Origin of the sequence: Neobacillus sp. DY30 (genome assembly GCF_030123065.1) — a bacterium.
Lineage (GTDB): Bacteria > Bacillota > Bacilli > Bacillales > Cytobacillaceae > Neobacillus.
In genome coordinates, this window is record NZ_CP126093.1 from 1,888,385 (window position 1) to 1,905,463 (window position 17,079).

At 37.7% G+C, this 17,079-nt stretch carries 15 protein-coding genes; all 15 read left to right on the forward strand.

The annotated features are described in order from the left end of the window. The first annotated feature begins 18 nt into the window (after positions 1-18). The 15 genes from yfmF (at position 19) to miaB (ending at position 17,078) form a co-directional block, all read left to right on the forward strand. The gene (gene yfmF / locus QNH29_RS09315; RefSeq protein WP_283864511.1) at positions 19-1,305 is read left to right on the forward strand and encodes an EF-P 5-aminopentanol modification-associated protein YfmF; all 1,287 of its coding nucleotides are present in this window, start codon (positions 19-21) and stop codon (positions 1,303-1,305) included. Further along, on the forward strand, positions 1,298-2,587 hold the full coding sequence (yfmH, locus tag QNH29_RS09320; protein ID WP_283864512.1) for an EF-P 5-aminopentanol modification-associated protein YfmH: 1,290 nt from the start codon (positions 1,298-1,300) through the stop codon (positions 2,585-2,587). Before yfmF ends, yfmH begins: the two co-directional genes overlap by 8 nt. A gap of 57 nt (positions 2,588-2,644) precedes the next feature. Next, positions 2,645-3,367, forward strand: coding sequence for an elongation factor P 5-aminopentanone reductase (ymfI, locus tag QNH29_RS09325; RefSeq protein WP_283864513.1), 723 nt, complete (start codon positions 2,645-2,647; stop codon positions 3,365-3,367). A gap of 78 nt (positions 3,368-3,445) precedes the next feature. Next, positions 3,446-3,703, forward strand: a complete 258-nt coding sequence (locus QNH29_RS09330) for a DUF3243 domain-containing protein (RefSeq protein WP_283864514.1) — start codon at positions 3,446-3,448, stop codon at positions 3,701-3,703. Between the two features lie 162 nt (positions 3,704-3,865). Then, entirely contained in the window at positions 3,866-4,657 is a 792-nt protein-coding gene (locus tag QNH29_RS09335) for a DUF3388 domain-containing protein (RefSeq protein ID WP_034676716.1), read from the forward strand. Between the two features lie 21 nt (positions 4,658-4,678). Further along, positions 4,679-5,581 (forward strand): helix-turn-helix domain-containing protein, encoded by a 903-nt coding sequence (locus QNH29_RS09340; protein ID WP_283864515.1) that lies wholly within the window; start codon positions 4,679-4,681, stop codon positions 5,579-5,581. A 50-nt stretch (positions 5,582-5,631) separates the two neighbouring features. Continuing rightward, on the forward strand, positions 5,632-6,210 hold the full coding sequence (gene pgsA / locus QNH29_RS09345) for a CDP-diacylglycerol--glycerol-3-phosphate 3-phosphatidyltransferase (protein ID WP_283864516.1): 579 nt from the start codon (positions 5,632-5,634) through the stop codon (positions 6,208-6,210). Positions 6,211-6,228: 18 nt separating this feature from the next. Beyond that, positions 6,229-7,482, forward strand: coding sequence for a competence/damage-inducible protein A (locus QNH29_RS09350; RefSeq protein WP_283865577.1), 1,254 nt, complete (start codon positions 6,229-6,231; stop codon positions 7,480-7,482). A 532-nt stretch (positions 7,483-8,014) separates the two neighbouring features. Beyond that, the gene (recA, locus tag QNH29_RS09355; RefSeq protein WP_283864517.1) at positions 8,015-9,055 is read left to right on the forward strand and encodes a recombinase RecA; all 1,041 of its coding nucleotides are present in this window, start codon (positions 8,015-8,017) and stop codon (positions 9,053-9,055) included. 316 nt (positions 9,056-9,371) lie between these two features. Further along, entirely contained in the window at positions 9,372-10,931 is a 1,560-nt protein-coding gene (gene rny, locus QNH29_RS09360; RefSeq protein ID WP_283864518.1) for a ribonuclease Y, read from the forward strand. Between the two features lie 109 nt (positions 10,932-11,040). Next, the gene (locus tag QNH29_RS09365; protein ID WP_283864519.1) at positions 11,041-11,838 is read left to right on the forward strand and encodes a TIGR00282 family metallophosphoesterase; all 798 of its coding nucleotides are present in this window, start codon (positions 11,041-11,043) and stop codon (positions 11,836-11,838) included. Positions 11,839-12,008: 170 nt separating this feature from the next. Continuing rightward, complete coding sequence (spoVS, locus tag QNH29_RS09370; RefSeq protein ID WP_003181955.1) at positions 12,009-12,269, forward strand: stage V sporulation protein SpoVS; 261 nt, start codon at positions 12,009-12,011, stop codon at positions 12,267-12,269. A 468-nt stretch (positions 12,270-12,737) separates the two neighbouring features. Further along, on the forward strand, positions 12,738-14,474 hold the full coding sequence (locus QNH29_RS09375) for a 2-oxoacid:acceptor oxidoreductase subunit alpha (protein ID WP_283864520.1): 1,737 nt from the start codon (positions 12,738-12,740) through the stop codon (positions 14,472-14,474). A 2-nt stretch (positions 14,475-14,476) separates the two neighbouring features. Then, complete coding sequence (locus QNH29_RS09380) at positions 14,477-15,343, forward strand: 2-oxoacid:ferredoxin oxidoreductase subunit beta (RefSeq protein ID WP_283864521.1); 867 nt, start codon at positions 14,477-14,479, stop codon at positions 15,341-15,343. Between the two features lie 190 nt (positions 15,344-15,533). Next, positions 15,534-17,078 carry a tRNA (N6-isopentenyl adenosine(37)-C2)-methylthiotransferase MiaB gene (gene miaB, locus QNH29_RS09385; protein ID WP_283864522.1) on the forward strand — a complete coding sequence of 515 codons (1,545 nt, stop codon included), beginning with the start codon at positions 15,534-15,536 and terminating at the stop codon, positions 17,076-17,078. Position 17,079: the final 1 nt, after the last annotated feature.

Here is a 17,079-nt window from a genome sequence, read left to right on the forward strand (position 1 = left end):
TCTAAAGGAGGTTATAAGATGGATTCAACAACCGAAAAGATTACCAATATGCAGGGATATAAACTCCATGTCATTGAAACAGATAAATACAAAACGAATACATTTGTATGGAAGATGAAAGCACCTTTAACAAAGGAGGATGTAACGAAAAGAGCATTGCTTCCTCATGTTTTACAAAGCAGCTCCTCGAAATATTCGACAACAACCGCATTACGGTCCTATTTAGATGAATTATATGGCGCAACCTTATTTGTAGATTTAGCAAAAAAAGGTGAATACCAAATTATCAGTTTCACTCTTGAGATCGCAAATGAGAATTTCTTAAGCGATCCTGCCCCTTTATTGGAGAAAGGTTTTGAACTTCTTTCCGAGGTGTTAACAAAACCAAATGCTTCAGGAAGTGCATTTGATCAAGAGACAGTGAACAAAGAAAAGAGAACGTTAAAACAGCGAATTCAATCTGTTTATGATGATAAAATGCGTTATTCCAATGTTCGTCTGCTCCAAGAAATGTGTAAGGGTGAACCCTACGCTCTTCAAGTAAATGGTGAAGCGGAGGATATTGATGCAATCACTCCTGAAAATCTATACGAATATTATAAAAAGGCCTTTTCCGAAGATGAAATGGACTTATATATCATTGGTGATGTAAAGGAAGATGAGGTAAAAAGCCTTGCAGACAGGCTTTTGTCATTTGAAAACCGTACACCGCAGAAAATAGTTTCCAGGGAGCAGTCCAAAAAGGAAAAGGTAAATGAAATAAAAGAACAACAGGATGTAAAGCAAGGTAAGTTAAATATCGGGTACCGTACCAATATTGTTTATGGTGATTCAGATTACTTTGCACTTCAATTGTTCAATGGCATTTTTGGAGGATTTTCACACTCGAAGTTGTTTATCAATGTTCGTGAAAAAGCAAGCTTAGCATATTATGTTTCCAGCAGGCTGGAGAGTCATAAAGGGCTGATGATGGTCATGTCTGGGATAGATTTAAAAAACTACGACCAGGCTGTGGGAATCATTCGTGACCAGTTAGATGCGATGAAAAAAGGCGACTTTTCTGATCAAGAACTTATCCAAACAAAAGCAGTGATTCGAAATCAAATTCTTGAAACCATAGATACCTCGCGGGGGTTAACAGAAATTCTTTATCATAATGTTGTTGCGCATAAGGATATAAAACTTGAGCAATGGATCAATGATATGGAGAAGACGACCAAGGAAGAAATTGTGTCTGTTGCAAATAAGATTGAACTTGATACCATCTACTTCTTAACTGGATCGGAGGCGGTAAATAATGGATAAAATTAATTTTGACCAGCTTCAAGAAGAACTTTACCATGAAAAATTACCCAATGGTTTAAATGTCTACATTTTGCCAAAAAAAGGTTTTAACAAGACGTTTGCTACTTTTACTACAAAGTATGGATCGATTGATAATCATTTTGTGCCATTGGGAAAAGAAGAATATGTTAAAGTTCCCGATGGTATTGCCCATTTTCTTGAACATAAGCTTTTTGAAAAGGAAGACGGTGACGTTTTTCAGCAGTTTAGCAGGCAGGGAGCTTCAGCGAATGCGTTTACCTCTTTTACCCGTACAGCTTATTTGTTTTCAAGTACTTCGGATGTTGAGAAGAACTTAGAAACATTAGTTGATTTCGTTCAAGATCCATACTTTTCGGAAAAAACGGTTGAAAAGGAAAAAGGGATTATCGGTCAGGAAATTACCATGTATGATGATAATCCAGATTGGCGTCTCTATTTTGGGCTGATACAAAATTTATATCAAAATCATCCTGTAAAGATTGATATCGCCGGTACCATTGAATCGATCTCTCATATTACAAAAGACTTGCTTTATGAGTGCTATAATACCTTCTATCATCCGAGCAATATGTTATTATTTATTGTTGGGCCAGTCGATCCTAATAAATTTATGGAACAAGTGCGAGAAAACCAAGCGAAAAAGGAATACAAGGAAATGCCAGAGATTAAACGTAAATTTGAGGATGAGCCAGTTCAGACAGCACAACAGAAACAAGTGTTGGAGATGAATGTACAAACCTCTAAATGTTTAATCGGCATGAAAGCACTTCATGTAGATCAATCGGGACCAGAATTGTTAAAGAATGAATTGACCATGAATGTTTTATTGGATTTATTGTTTGGTAAAAGCTCTGAAAATTATAATGAACTTTATAATGAAGGTCTGATTGATGAAACCTTTTCTTATGATTATACACAGGAACAAGGTTTTGGCTTTGCGATGGTCGGCGGTGATACCGGGAATCCAGATAAACTTGCTGATGAGCTAAAAAACATGCTGTTTCAAGCAAAGAATGGAACCACATTTACAGAACAGCAGTTAGAAAGAGCTAAAAAGAAAAAAATTGGGGCATTTTTACGTGCTGTGAACTCTCCAGAGTATATTGCCAACCAATTCACACGGTATGCGTTCAACGACATGAATTTATTTGATGTTGTTCCTACATTAGAAAAAATAACTATGGATGATATTAAAAAAATGGCCGCAGAAGTTATTTCAGAAGAACGTTTCTCAGTCTGTCAAGTAATACCTAAGAAATAACAAAAAGCGTCGCTAGCCGGCGCTTTTCTTTAGTTAAAAATAGAGAGAGTGAAACATGTGGGAAAATATGTACTAGTTACAGGGGCAAGCGGCGGGATAGGACAAGCGGTGGCTTTAAAATTAGCTTCTCTTGGCTTTAATTTATATCTGCACTTTAATCGAAATGAAACATCCATTAAGGATTTACTAAATCAACTTGAACCTTTTGGCGGCGATTATACTCCGATTCAAGCCAACCTGGAAGAGCCGGATGGTTATAAAAAGATTTGTTCACAAATCTTCTCCCTCGATGCTATTGTTCATTGCAGCGGTAATACGCATTATGGCCTCCTTGTCGATGTAAAACAGGAAGACATAGAATCATTAATGAGAGTTCATGTAATGAATCCTTTAATGATAACAAAAGAACTACTGCCGAAACTAATTCAAAAAAGGTCAGGAAATGTAATCCTTATTTCATCTATATGGGGTCAAACTGGTGCTGCATGCGAAGTCGTTTATTCGACTGCTAAGGGAGCGCAAATTTCGTTTGTAAAAGCATTAAGTAAAGAAGTGGCCTTAAACGGAGTCAGGGTGAATGCAATTGCTCCTGGAGCAGTTGAAACACCAATGATGAGCCAGTTCTCTGAGGAAGACAAACAGCTAATAGAATACGAAATCCCTATGGGACGATTAGGTGTTCCTGAGGAAATAGCCAATGGTGTTAAATTTTTACTTTCTGATGAATCTTCCTATATTACAGGACAAGTTCTCTCGATAAATGGCGGATGGTATACATAAAATATACATTTTTTTCTTGAATAAATTCTCCCTTATCATTGCAAAATAACAATGTACAACTATAAAGGAGGGTTTAATATGTCTGTTTTAGATAACTGGAAACAATGGGAAGATTTTCTTGCTGACCGCCTTCATCAAGCACAAAACGAAGGGATGAGCGAGGGTGCGATAAGTGCGCTGGCACTACAAATTGGTGATTACCTTTCAGAGCAAGTAGAACCAAAAAACGAGCAAGAAAGAATTCTTGCAGATCTTTGGTCTGTTGCAAATAAAGAAGAGCAGCAAGCAATTGCAAACATGATGGTAAAATTAGTTCAAAATAATGGTACTCGTTAAGAGAGAGGGCAACCTCTCTTTTTTTTTTTGCCTTTTAGGAGTAAAACATACATAATTAAGAATTGTACTTGTTGTTTTGCTTTCATCTTCATTCGAAATCATATATTATATTGGATAGATGAGGAAATGAAAATTTTGTCGTATACACCTGAGGAGGTTTTTATGGAGAAAAAAGAGTGGTATTTAGAATATGAGATTCAAAAAAACCGTCCCGGTTTATTGGGCGACATTTCATCTCTGCTCGGAATGCTATCAATTAATATTGTAACCATTAATGGGGTTGATGAAGGTCGACGCGGTTTATTAATTTTAGCAAAAGACGATAACCAAATAAAACGGTTAGAGTCAATTTTAAATACAATGGACACAATAAAAGTAATAAAGATTAGAGAACCAAAACTGCGTGACAGGCTGGCTGTCCGTCATGGCCGATACATACAACGAGATGCGGATGATAAAAAGACATTCCGATTTGTTCGGAGTGAACTGGGTGTATTGGTTGATTTCATGGCGGAGTTATTTAAGCAGGAAGGACACAAACTAATAGGTATTCGTGGGATGCCGAGGGTAGGTAAAACTGAATCTGTAGTTGCGGCGAGCGTGTGTGCCAATAAGCGTTGGTTGTTCGTATCTTCCACTCTTCTAAAGCAGACGATACGTAACCAGCTAATTCAAGACGAGTACAATGAAAACAACTTGTTTATACTTGATGGAATTGTTTCCACAAAGCGTGCTAGCGAACGTCATTGGCAGCTCGTACGCGAAATCATGCGTTTACCGGCGGTTAAAGTGGTCGAACACCCTGATATCTTTGTTCAAAATTCCGAGTATACGCTTGATGATTTTGATTATATTATCGAATTGAGAAACGACGCGGACGAAGAAATTACATATGATATCGTCGACCAAAATAACTTATTCTCCGGCTCTGATTTTGGAGATTTTGGATTTTAATTAATTGGAAGGTGTTAATAAGTGACTGAATTAGGTAATCGACTAAAAGAAGCGCGATTAGCCAAAGGATTAAGCTTAGAGGATTTACAGTCAATCACAAAAATTCAAAAACGGTATTTGATAGGGATCGAAGAAGGCAATTATTCTAGTATGCCAGGGAATTTTTATGTTCGTGCTTTTGTAAAACAATACGCTGAAGCGTTGCAGCTTAATCCTGAAGAAATATTTGAAACGTATAAAAACGAAATTCCAGCTACCCATAATGAGGATTTACCTGAGAAATTATCGAGGGTGAAAACGCGAAAGACGGTAACAGACGGTTCCTCAAAAATTTTTGATATAATACCAAAGGTTTTAATTGGAATCTTTATAATTGGTGCCGCAGGATTACTTTATTATTTCTTTGTTAATAACGTTGGAGACAAAGCTACTGATCAGATTAATGAGGAAAATGAACCTGTAAAATTCGTGCGCTCTCAAAACTTGGAAAAGGCAAACGAAACAGAAAAAGAAGATACTAAAGAAAATCAAGAGGCTGGGAAGGATGAACAGGAGACTGTTGAGGAAAACCCAGTAGTAGAAACTCCAAAACAAGAATTAACGCCTGTTCAAAACAGCGGAAAAAATTCTACCTATGATTTGAAAAATGCAGATAAATTTGTTGTAAAGTTGGTTTCAACAGGGCAGACATGGGTAAATGTAAAAAATAGCAGTGGTCAATCTAAGTTCCAGGGGTTATTATCAACCACTGGTACCCAAAGTACGGAAGTAGATTTAACGGGGGATACCAAAGCAGTCATTGTTGTTGGCAGAACCGTTGATACCGAGATTTACGTAAATGACCAAAAGCTAGAGTATGCCATCGCACCTGCTGATGTGGTTCAACAGAACATTACGATTCAATTTGTTCCGAAGAACGAATAGTCATCTTGTGATGACTATTTTTCTTCTTACTATTACCTGGAGGAAAAACAATGAATGTACCAAATCAAATAACGATATCAAGGATTCTTTTAATTCCTATTTTCTTGATAATTATGCTTTTTCCCTTTGATTGGGGAAACATGCATTTACTGGGAGCTGACCTTCCGGTAACCCATTTTGTTGGAGCATTAATCTTTATTTTTGCTTCTGCGACAGATTGGGTAGATGGCTATTATGCACGAAAATATAATCTTGTTACCAATATGGGGAAATTTCTTGATCCGCTTGCAGATAAGTTACTTGTCTCTGCAGCACTAGTTGTACTAGTTGATCTAGGCTATGCAGCCTCTTGGATTGTTATTTTAATCATAAGCCGGGAATTTGCGGTCACGGGCCTTCGCCTTTTGCTTGTAGAGGGTGGAGAAGTTGTCGCTGCTAATAACCTTGGAAAAATTAAAACTTGGGCACAAATTATCGCGATATCAGCACTTTTATTACATAATATTATTTTTGAAGTGATTGGATTTCCATTTGATCAAGTAGCTTTATGGATTGCATTAATTTTTACTATCTGGTCTGGATGGGATTATTTTTCGAAGAATATGCATGTTTTTAAAAATTCTAAATAGAACGCGAGGTAACGGATGATGAATGCAGAAATTATTGCAGTTGGTTCTGAATTACTGCTGGGTCAAATCGTTAATAGTAATGCACGATTTATTTCGCAACAACTCGCAGGACTAGGAATCAATGTTTTTTTCCATACGGTGGTTGGTGATAATCCTGACCGATTAAGGTCTGTAATTGAAATTGCTGAAAAGCGTTCCAATTTGATCATTTTTACAGGCGGGCTGGGACCGACAAAAGATGATCTAACAAAGGAAACCATTGCACGGCATTTAGGTAAAAATCTAGTAATGGAACAAGAAGCATTAGAATCTATTGAACTTTATTTTAAGAAGGCAAATAGGGTAATGACGGAAAATAATAAGAAGCAGGCTCTTGTTTTAGAAGATTCTATTATCCTGCCAAACCATCATGGGATGGCACCAGGAATGATGGTAGAGAAGGGTAACTGTATTTATATGCTTCTGCCAGGACCCCCGAAAGAAATGGAACCAATGTTTTTACGCTTTGGTACGGCAGCTTTGTCGGAACAAGTAAAAACGGATGAGAAAATAGTTTCTAGAGTTTTAAGGTTCTTTGGAATCGGAGAGGCTGCATTAGAAACGGAAATTTTGGATTTAATAGAACAGCAAACAAATCCAACAATTGCTCCGCTGGCTGCGGATGGTGAATGTACATTACGGATTACCGCAAAGCATCAGGATTTGCAAAAGGCAGAGACTATGCTGGATGAAGTAGAGGATAAAATTAGAGCTCGTGTAGGACAGTTTGTATATGGGTATGACAATACTTCGTTAGTAGCTGAACTTATGAACGTTTTACAAGCAAATAACTTAACGATCTCAGCGGCAGAGAGCTTAACAGGGGGATTATTTCAACAGGAATTAACGGGTGTTCCAGGTGTTAGTTCAGTCCTGAAGGGCGGAGTCGTTTGCTACACGAATGAGGTTAAGAAGAATGTTTTAAAGGTTAAACCAGAAACGATTGAAAAATATGGGGTTGTAAGTCAAGAGTGTGCAAAAGAACTTGCCGAAAATGTTGCGACATTAGTAGCTACGGATGTTGGAATTAGTTTCACTGGTGTTGCCGGTCCTGATGAGCTTGAGGGAAAACCTGTAGGAACAGTTTACATTGGGATCTCGATTAAAGGTAAAGAAACAGTCGTTGTAAAGCTGGAACTGGGCGGATCAAGAGAGGCAAACCAAATCCGTTCTGTAAAATATGGCTGTTACCATTTGATAAAGCAATTACAAGAATCACAGAAAGCTAATTAAGCTCTCTGTGGTTTTTTATCTTAAGCATTCCCTAGTATCTTATTCTCGTATAATGGAAGTTATTCTCGGATAAGCAGTAATACTCTCGTATAATGGAGGTTACTCTCGGATGAACAGAAATTACTCTCGTATAATGGAAGTTACTCTCGGATAAGCAGAAATACTCTCGTATAATGGTAGTTACTCTCGGATGAACAGATTTACTCTCGTATAATTGAAAATACTCTCGCATGAGCAGAAATACTCTCGCATAAATGGAAGTTACTCTCGGATAGGCAAAAATTACTCTCACATAACTCCATAAAAGTCTGAAAATAGATAAAAAGGTAAATTAGACTTCAAAAACTGTTGAAAAAAGCTTTAAATGTTAGAGGAATTTCCTATTATTACATGATTACTTGTTTTAAAAAAAACGAATAAGTGTTCGACTTTTTGCTGTACAAATGTCCTAAAAGAGGTTATATTATTAATAGGTTTTAAATTATAGATTTGGCTATTAACTTTTTGGTTTATATATAAGGGAGGAACTGTAGTGAGTGATCGTAAAGCGGCTTTAGAAATGGCGCTAAAACAGATAGAAAAGCAATTTGGTAAAGGTTCCATCATGAAAATGGGAGAGAAAACAGACACAAGAATTTTAACAAGTCCGAGCGGCTCATTAGCCATTGATGCAGCACTTGGTGTTGGCGGGTATCCTAGAGGAAGAATTATCGAAATTTATGGACCTGAAAGCTCTGGTAAAACAACTGTAGCTTTACATGCAATTGCAGAAGTACAAGCTACTGGCGGACAAGCAGCGTTTATCGACGCCGAGCACGCACTTGACCCAGCATATGCACAAAAATTAGGGGTAAACATCGATGAGCTATTATTATCACAACCTGATACAGGGGAACAAGCACTAGAAATCGCAGAAGCACTTGTACGAAGCGGTGCAATTGATATTCTAGTAGTCGATTCCGTAGCAGCATTAGTTCCAAAAGCAGAAATAGAAGGAGAAATGGGAGATTCACACATGGGTCTTCAAGCTCGTTTGATGTCTCAAGCACTCCGTAAACTTTCTGGTGTCATTAACAAATCAAAGACTATCGCAATCTTTATTAACCAAGTTCGTGAAAAAATTGGAGTTATGTTTGGGAACCCAGAAACAACTCCAGGTGGTCGTGCGTTGAAATTCTACTCTACGATTCGTGTTGAGGTACGTCGTGGAGAAGCTATCAAACAAGGTACTGACGTCGTTGGTAACAAAACAAAGATTAAAGTTGTTAAAAATAAAGTTGCGCCTCCATTCCGTACAGCTGAAGTAGATATTATGTATGGAGAAGGAATTTCTAAAGAGGGCGAAATCATTGATATTGGCTCTGAATTAGATATCGTTCAAAAGAGCGGTTCTTGGTATTCATATAATGAAGAAAGAATTGGTCAAGGCCGTGAAAATGCGAAGACTTTCTTAAGAGAAAATCCAAGTATTCGTCTTGAAATTCAGCAAAAGATCCGTGAGCACTTCGGATTAGACGGAGAAAAAATAGTCACAGAAGCTGATGACGATGAACAGTTCGAATTAATAGACTAATAAGAAGAGCAAAGCCTGATTAGGTTTTGCTCTTTTTAATAAAATGAATAATTATTTAATTTTATGTATATTTATTCAACTGAAGGCAGTTTTGTATATTGTTAATACATGAACAAAGTCTAAATATTTCAAAAAGCTGACAGGAGTTACCCTTGACAATGAATATACACACATTTACAATTAACATGTATATTTTACATTTTTGTTAATATTACAATGAAAAAGCTTGGTGCTTGCTGTATGTTGAACCTAACCAATGTACATGCCGACACTTAAAAAAGTGTAACAAAAGTTCATAGCAAGAGGAGGTGTAACGATGGAACCTATTACTATCATCTCCATTTTGCTTGGCATTATCGTCGGTGCCGTTGTTGGCTATTTTGTTCGTAAATCCATTGCTGAGGCAAAAATAGCAGGTGCAAAGGATGCTGCAGAGCAGATTCTTGAAGATGCAAAGCGTGATGCTGATTCATTGAAAAAAGAAGCTTTGCTAGAGGCAAAGGATGAAATTCACAAGCTTCGTACCGAAGCCGAACGTGAGGTTCGTGAACGAAGAAATGAACTGCAAAAACAAGAAAACCGTTTACTGCAAAGAGAAGAGAATTTAGATCGAAAGGATGAATCGTTAAATAAACGAGAAATTCTGTTAGAAAAGAAGGATGATTCTCTAAACCAAAGACAACAGCATATTGAACAGATGGAAAGCAAAGTGGACGAGTTGGTACGAACACAACAAACAGAACTTGAACGTATTTCGAGTTTGACTCGTGAGGAAGCAAAGAACATCATTATCGAGAAAATGGAGCAGGAATTAACCTATGATACTGCGATAATGATTAAGGAAAGTGAAAACCGCGCGAAAGAGGAAGCAGATAAGAAAGCGAAGGAAATTTTATCGCTAGCAATCCAGCGTTGCGCTGCTGACCATGTTGCGGAAACGACTGTATCTGTAGTCAACCTTCCAAATGATGAAATGAAAGGTCGTATTATCGGCCGAGAAGGAAGAAATATCCGTACACTAGAGACACTTACAGGAATTGACTTGATTATTGATGATACTCCAGAAGCTGTTATTCTATCAGGATTCGATCCGATTCGTCGAGAAACTGCACGACTGGCGCTAGAAAAGTTGGTCCAAGATGGACGAATCCATCCTGCACGAATTGAAGAAATGGTCGAAAAATCTCGTCGAGAAGTGGATGAGTATATCCGTGAAGTTGGTGAACAAACGACATTTGAAGTCGGAGTTCACGGATTACATCCGGATCTTATTAAAATCCTAGGACGCCTAAAGTTCCGTACCAGTTACGGTCAAAATGTCTTAAAGCACTCAATGGAGGTTGCACAGCTTTCGGGCTTACTTGCAGCTGAGCTTGGTGAGGATGAAACGCTGGCACGACGTGCAGGTCTATTACACGATATTGGGAAAGCAATTGACCATGAAGTAGAAGGAAGTCATGTTGAAATCGGGGTTGAACTTGCAACAAAATACAAGGAACATCCAGTTGTTATTAACAGTATAGCTTCACACCATGGTGATACGGCGCCAACATCAACCATTTCCGTTCTAGTGGCCGCTGCTGACGCTTTGTCAGCTGCAAGACCAGGAGCACGCAGTGAGACTTTAGAAAACTATATCCGCCGCTTAGAAAAGCTGGAGGAAATTTCAGAGTCTTATGAAGGTGTTGAAAAATCTTTTGCAATTCAAGCCGGCCGAGAGGTGCGAATAATTGTAAGACCTGATGCGGTCGATGATTTAGCTGCGCATCGCTTAGCACGAGATATTCGGAAACGAATTGAAGAAGAGCTTGATTATCCAGGACATATTAAAGTCACAGTCATCCGTGAAACACGGGCTGTAGAATACGCAAAATAAAGCGGTGCTTTCGCACTGCTTTATTTTTTTTCGGTATTCCACTTGCGGTTAAATAAAATAAAAGTGTGATACAATTTATAGTAAATATATGCTTTTGAAAGGATAACAAATGAACTTATTATTTATTGGAGATGTTGTAGGATCACCAGGTCGAGATATGGTTAAAGAATATGTGCCAAAAATTAAAGAAAAATATCGACCAAATTTCACCATTATTAATGGTGAAAACGCAGCAGGCGGCAGAGGTATTACAGAAAAAATCTATCGAGAATTTTTAGGTTCTGGCGCTCAAGCTGTAACCCTTGGGAACCACTCATGGGATAACAAAGAGATTTTCGAATTTATTGAATCAGCAAAGAATATGGTACGTCCTGCAAATTTTCCAGAAGGGACTCCCGGAAAAGGTTTGGCATTTTTCAAGGTAAATGACATAGAAGTAGCTGTTATCAACTTGCAGGGGCGGACGTTTATGCCTCCATTAGATTGTCCTTTTAAAAAGGCAGATGAATTAGTCGAAATCGCTCAAGAGCGTACACCTTTTATCTTTGTGGATTTTCATGCAGAAGCCACAAGTGAAAAACAAGCAATGGGCTGGTATTTAGATGGGAGGGTCTCCGCAGTCGTAGGTACCCATACACATGTGCAAACAGCTGATAGCCGCATCCTGCCAAACGGAACAGGCTATTTAACAGACGTAGGGATGACAGGGCCATATGATGGAATTCTCGGTATGGAAAGAGAAGCGGTCATCACAAAATTTCTTACGAGCCTTCCAGTAAGATTTGAAGTCCCAAAAACGGGTAGAACACAACTTAGCGGTGTTTACATGGAACTGGACAGAAAAACTGGCAAATGCAAAAAAATGGAGAGAATTTTAATAAACGAAGATCACCCTTGGTATTCTTAACCTTCCGACAGGAAGGTTATTTTTTTTACTGATAAAAAAATGCACTTTTTTTGTCCAAGCCGGAATATGTCTTTTGCAAAATGAATATAGTAGCAGTGGAATCTTATATACCTGATTTGCTCATGAAACTGCTCATGCCAGGATCGGGATTATACAAGGGGGAGCTAGGAATGGAAATATTAAAAGTTTCAGCAAAATCTAATCCTAATTCTGTAGCTGGTGCACTTGCTGGAGTTCTGCGTGAAAGAGGTGCAGCAGAAATACAGGCGATTGGTGCAGGTGCATTGAATCAAGCTGTTAAGGCAGTAGCGATTGCAAGAGGATTTGTAGCACCTAGCGGAGTTGATTTGATTTGCATCCCTGCGTTCACTGATATTCAGATTGATGGTGAAGAACGCACGGCTATAAAGCTTATTGTTGAACCAAGATGAAAGAGATAGAATCAATAATGTAAAACAAAAATGAATACTGCAAACTTTTACCTGCTTAGATTGTAAGCGGGTATTTTTATATACAAATTATTATAATAATGTTATTCTAATATAAATGAAAACGTTTTCTGAGATACAGTGTTAAAGAATTATATATTATTAGATTTATTAATAAATCCCATAACAACAACGGTTTATAACAATTTTATAGTGAGATATTCGGATTTATTAAATGTCAATTTTTAAAATATAAAAAAATATTCATATTTTAGACAATATTTAGTCTGAAAGGGTTGCAATTTTTGGTTTAGAGGTCTAGAATTGTAAGCGTTTAGTACATATCCTAGTTTCAATTAATTTTGTCTTTAGAGCTTTAAAAGGCTAAATTCTAGTGAATAACTCGGAATTGTGCTACACTATTTATGAGTTATAAAATATATTTTTTACATATCCAAAGGGGTGTAAGTCATGATCAATCAACTTTCGTGGAAAGTTGGCGGACAACAAGGGGAAGGTATTGAAAGTACAGGGGAAATATTTGCAATCGCATTGAATCGCCTCGGTTATTACTTGTATGGTTATCGTCACTTTTCATCTCGTATTAAAGGCGGTCATACAAACAACAAAATTAGAGTAAGTACGACAGAAGTTCGTTCCATTTCTGATGATCTTGATGTTCTTGTCGCATTTGACCAAGAAACAATCGATTTAAACTACAAAGAGTTACACAGCAAAGGTGTAATACTTGCGGATGCTAAATTCACGCCTAACAAACCAGAAGATACAGAAGCAACATTGTATGCGGTTCCATTTACAGAAATTGCTACTGAATTAGGAACATCGCTAATGAAGAACATGGTTGCTATTGGTGCTACATCAGCTGTCTTGAATCTTGATATTCATGTTTTTGAAGAAGTGGTTCAAGAGATTTTTGGTAAAAAAGGTGCTCAAGTTGTTGCGAAAAACATGGATGCCATTCAAGCTGGATATGATTATATGAAAAAACAACTTGTAGATGGCATTGAAATCATGGAACTTGAAAAAGCTGATGGCAAGAAGCGTATGTTCATGATTGGAAATGATGCGATTGCATTAGGAGCGGTAGCAGCTGGCTGTCGTTTCATGGCTGCTTATCCAATTACACCAGCTTCTGAAATCATGGAATATCTAATTAAAAAACTACCTGCACTTGGCGGTACGGTTATTCAAACAGAGGATGAAATTGCTGCTTGTACAATGGCAATCGGTGCTAACTATGCTGGTGTTCGTACGATTACAGCATCTGCTGGTCCTGGACTCTCATTAAAAATGGAAGCAATCGGTCTTTCTGGAATCACTGAAACTCCGCTTGTTATTGTTGATACGCAGCGTGGAGGTCCATCTACTGGACTGCCAACAAAGCAAGAACAGTCAGATTTAATGGCGATGATCTATGGTACACACGGAGAAATTCCTAAAATCGTTATGGCTCCAAGTACTGTAGAAGAAGCGTTCTATGATACGGCTGAGGCATTTAACCTTGCTGAAGAATATCAATGTCCTGTTATTATCCTTTCAGATCTTCAACTATCCCTAGGGAAACAGACTGTTGAACCTTTAAGTATGGATAAAGTGGAAATTAGACGTGGTAAACTGGTAACAGATGAAATTCCTGAAAATGAAAACAAAGGCTATTTCAAACGTTATGAAGTGACGGCTGATGGAATTTCACCACGTGTCATCCCTGGTATGAAAAATGGTATTCACCATGTAACAGGTGTTGAGCATGATGAAACTGGTAAACCATCTGAGTCTGCAGCAAACAGAATTGCCCAAATGGACAAGCGATTCCGTAAAATAGAAAATATTCGTTTCAACACACCTGTTTATAAAAATGTTAAACATGAAGATGCTGACGTTTTATTTGTTGGATTTAATTCAACCCGCGGTGTAATTGAAGAAGCGATGGTTCGCTTAGAAAACGACGGATTAAAAGTAAACCATGCACAAATTCGTTTAATTCATCCATTCCCAACAGACGAAGTGTTACCACTTATTCGCTCAGCAAAGAAAGTAGTAGTTGTAGAGAACAATGCTACCGGACAATTGGCAAACATCATGAAAATGAATGTCGGTCATGCTGAGAAGATTATTAAACATTTAAAATATGACGGAAATCCATTCCTGCCACACGAAGTATATACAAAATGTAAGGAGTTGTTCTAAACATGGCCACTTTTAAAGACTTTAGAAATAATGTAAAACCGAACTGGTGCCCTGGCTGTGGCGACTTCTCTGTACAAGCGGCAATGCAGCGTGCAGCAGCGAATGTTGGTCTCGAGCCTGAAAACCTAGCAGTTATTTCTGGTATCGGATGTTCTGGTCGTATCTCTGGATACATTAATTCTTATGGATTCCATGGAATTCATGGACGCTCATTACCAATCGCACAAGGTGTGAAAATGGCAAACCGTGATTTAACGGTTATCGCTTCTGGTGGTGACGGTGACGGTTTTGCAATTGGTATGGGACACACGATTCATGCGATCCGTAGAAATATTGATATCACATATATCGTCATGGATAACCAAATCTATGGTTTAACGAAGGGTCAAACATCTCCACGTTCTGCTGCAGGATTTAAAACAAAATCTACTCCACTTGGTTCAATTGAACAAGCAATTTCACCTATGGAGATGGCATTAACGGCTGGAGCAACGTTTGTTGCACAAAGCTTCTCTACAGATCTTAAAGATCTTACTGCTTTAATTGAAGCCGGTATTAAGCATAAAGGCTTCTCTTTAATTAACGTTTACAGCCCATGCGTAACGTATAACAAAGTGAATACTTACGACTGGTTTAAAGAAAATCTAACGAAATTAAGTGATATTGAAGGTTATGATCCTTCTAACCGTGAAGAAGCTATGCAGACATTGATGAAGCATAACGGCTTAGTAACTGGTTTAATTTATCAAAACACTGAACGTCAATCGTATCAGGAATTAATCAGTGGTTTCTCTGAAACTCCTTTATCACAGGTTGATTTAAACCTTGACCAAGAATATTTTGATAAATTAGTTGGCGAATTCATGTAATAGCAATTGGAAAAATCCCGTAGTGCACTGCTACGGGATTTTCTATTGTTTTCAAGGCTATTAACCTTTATACTATAATAATGTGCAGAAGTATGTTAGGTGTGCTCTAACACTATGTACAGGTAAAAAATTACTTTATTAATTTTAATAGACACATGCACTAAACCAACTGAAAGGAGAATTTTTTCGAATGAATGAAAAACAACGTTTAGAATCTAAACAAATTGAAGCTGCTAATTCTTCGGACAAAAAATCCGCCAAGGATTACAGTAAGTATTTTGAACAGGTCATTACTGCACCATCTCTAAAAGATGCTAAGAAACGTGGTAAAGAAGAAGTAAAATACCATAATGATTTCTCCATTCCTGAAGAGTTTCGTGGCATGGGTGAAGGACGGAAGTTTTATATCCGTACTTATGGATGTCAAATGAATGAACACGATACAGAAGTAATGGCTGGAATCTTTTTGGCTTTAGGCTATGAACCGACAGACAAAACCGAAGATGCAAATGTTATCCTTTTAAATACATGTGCTATTCGTGAAAATGCTGAAAATAAAGTGTTTGGTGAATTAGGACATTTAAAACATCTGAAGACAGAGAAGCCGGATTTACTCTTGGGTGTATGTGGATGTATGTCACAGGAAGAATCTGTGGTCAATAAAATCTTAAAAACCTATAACCAAGTAGACATGATTTTTGGTACACATAACATTCATCGTCTTCCAAATATTTTACATGAAGCGTACATGTCAAAAGAAATGGTTGTCGAGGTTTGGTCTAAAGAAGGCGACGTGATTGAAAACCTTCCAAAAGTAAGACGCGGAAATATTAAGGCATGGGTTAACATTATGTATGGATGTGACAAATTCTGTACGTATTGTATTGTTCCTTATACACGAGGCAAGGAACGAAGTCGCCGTCCGGAAGAGATTATTCAGGAAGTACGTCATTTAGCTGCACTGGGTTATCAGGAAGTTACTCTTTTGGGGCAAAACGTAAATGCATATGGAAAAGATTTAGAAGACATGAACTATGGTCTAGGTGACCTTATGGATGAATTAAGGAAGATTGATATTCCTCGTATTCGTTTTACAACGAGTCACCCACGTGACTTTGATGATCATTTGATTGAAGTTCTTGCAAAAGGCGGTAATCTCATGGATCATATTCACCTGCCTGTTCAATCTGGATCAACCGATGTATTAAAAATTATGGCTCGTAAATATACGAGAGAACAATATTTAGAACTGGTACGCAAGATTAAAGCGGCGATTCCAGATGTTGCATTAACTACTGATATTATCGTTGGTTATCCAAATGAAACGGATGAACAATTTGAAGAAACTTTATCTTTATATCGTGAAGTGGGCTATGAACTAGCATATACGTTCATTTATTCTCCTCGTGAAGGCACGCCTGCTGCAAAAATGCAGGATAATGTTCCAATGGAGGTTAAGAAAGAACGTTTGCAGCGTTTAAACGCATTGGTGAATGAGCTCTCTGCAGAAGCCATGAAAAAATATAAAGGTCAAATTGTTGAAGTTCTTGTTGAAGGGGAAAGCAAGAACAATCCTGATGTCCTTGCAGGATATACTTCCAGAAACAAGCTTGTGAATTTTGCAGCTCCTAAATCAGCAATAGGTAAAATTGTTAAGGTGAGAATTACTGACGCAAAAACGTGGTCATTAAACGGAGAAATGGTGGAAGAATTAGAACCAGTCGAGGTGAAGTAAA